Below are 1,393 nucleotides of genomic sequence, written 5' to 3'. Positions count from 1 at the left end.
GCTGCGTGGCGCCCGGAATTCCGCGTCGCCGGCGAATACCGGTTCCGGCAGTGCCCGATGATCCAGCTTCCCCGCCGGAGTCAGCGGAATCGCGTCCAGCACCATGATCGACGACGGCACCATATACGACGGCAACCGCTGTGCCACGTGCTCCCGCAACTCGGCCGCATCGATCGAACGCCCCGGTGCAGGCACCACATACGACACCAAAGCCACCGCGCCCGCGGCCCGCTCATGCCCGTAGGTGATCGAGAAATCGACCGAATCGGCGGCGGTGAGGACCGCATCTATTTCGCCGAGTTCGATGCGGAACCCGCGCACCTTCACCTGGAAATCGTTGCGGCCCACATACTCCACCACCGGATCACCAGCGGCATCACGCCGCCACCGCACCACATCACCCGTGCGATACAACCGGGCGCCCGGCTCACCATAGGGGTCGGCGACGAACCGACCCGCCGTCAGTCCGAACCGGGCGTGATAGCCACGCGCCAACTGGATACCACCGACATACAGTTCTCCGGCGGCACCTTCGGGTACCGGGTGCAGCCGGTCGTCGAGCACCAGTGCACGCATACCGCGGACCGGCCCACCGATGGTCACCGGATCACCCGGACCCAACCGGCCACTGATATTCGTGGCGATGGTCGCCTCGGTCGGGCCGTACGCATTGTGGAACCGGCGCTCGCCGTAGCCCGGACCGTGCTGGGCCGTACCCACGGCCTGTTCGACCGCTTTTTCGGACCGGTTGGACCATTTGTCCACCAGGTCCGACGACAGGGCTTCACCGCCGGCGATGATCACCCGCACACCGGCGAGGTCGGCCGGGTCCAGCGAGGCCAGCACCGACGGCGTGAGGAACCCGACGGTGACGCCTTCGCGGGCGATCAGTTCACCCAGTTCGGCACCGCCGTAGTTCCCGGTCGGCACCACCACCAGCGCCCCCGCCGAACCCACCGCCAGGAGGAATTCCAGCATCGAAGCATCGAACGACGGCGACGCGAACGCCAGCGCCCGGGAATCCGGGGTCAACCCATAGCGTTCGACCTGCTCCGCACTGAAGTTCGCCAGACCCGCATGCGTGACCACCACGCCCTTCGGCACACCGGTGGAACCGGAGGTGTAGATGACATAGGCCGAATTCGCCGGCGTCAGCGACCGCACTCGATCCGTATCGGTGATCTGCTCGGCCGAATACCCGTCCAGGATCAATTCGTCGAGTACCAGCCAACACACGGTATCCGGCAATTCGTCGCGTACCGACGACACCGTGATACCCACCGGCGCACCGGAATCGGTGAGCATATGCGCGATGCGATCCTTGGGGTAGGTCGGGTCGATCGGCAGGAACGCCGCACCCGACTTGGTCACCGCCCATTCGGCCAGCACCGAA

At 66.1% G+C, this 1,393-nt stretch carries 1 protein-coding gene; it reads right to left on the bottom strand.

The window, feature by feature from the left end; all coding sequences use genetic code 11:
- A partial coding sequence (locus tag QH276_RS00015) for an amino acid adenylation domain-containing protein (RefSeq protein ID WP_280397671.1) occupies positions 1 to 1,393 on the bottom strand: 1,393 nt, incomplete at both ends.

Origin of the sequence: Nocardia carnea, from assembly GCF_029869215.1 — a bacterium.
GTDB classification, from domain to species: domain Bacteria; phylum Actinomycetota; class Actinomycetes; order Mycobacteriales; family Mycobacteriaceae; genus Nocardia; species Nocardia carnea_B.
This window is presented reverse-complemented; position numbering and strand designations above follow the sequence as displayed.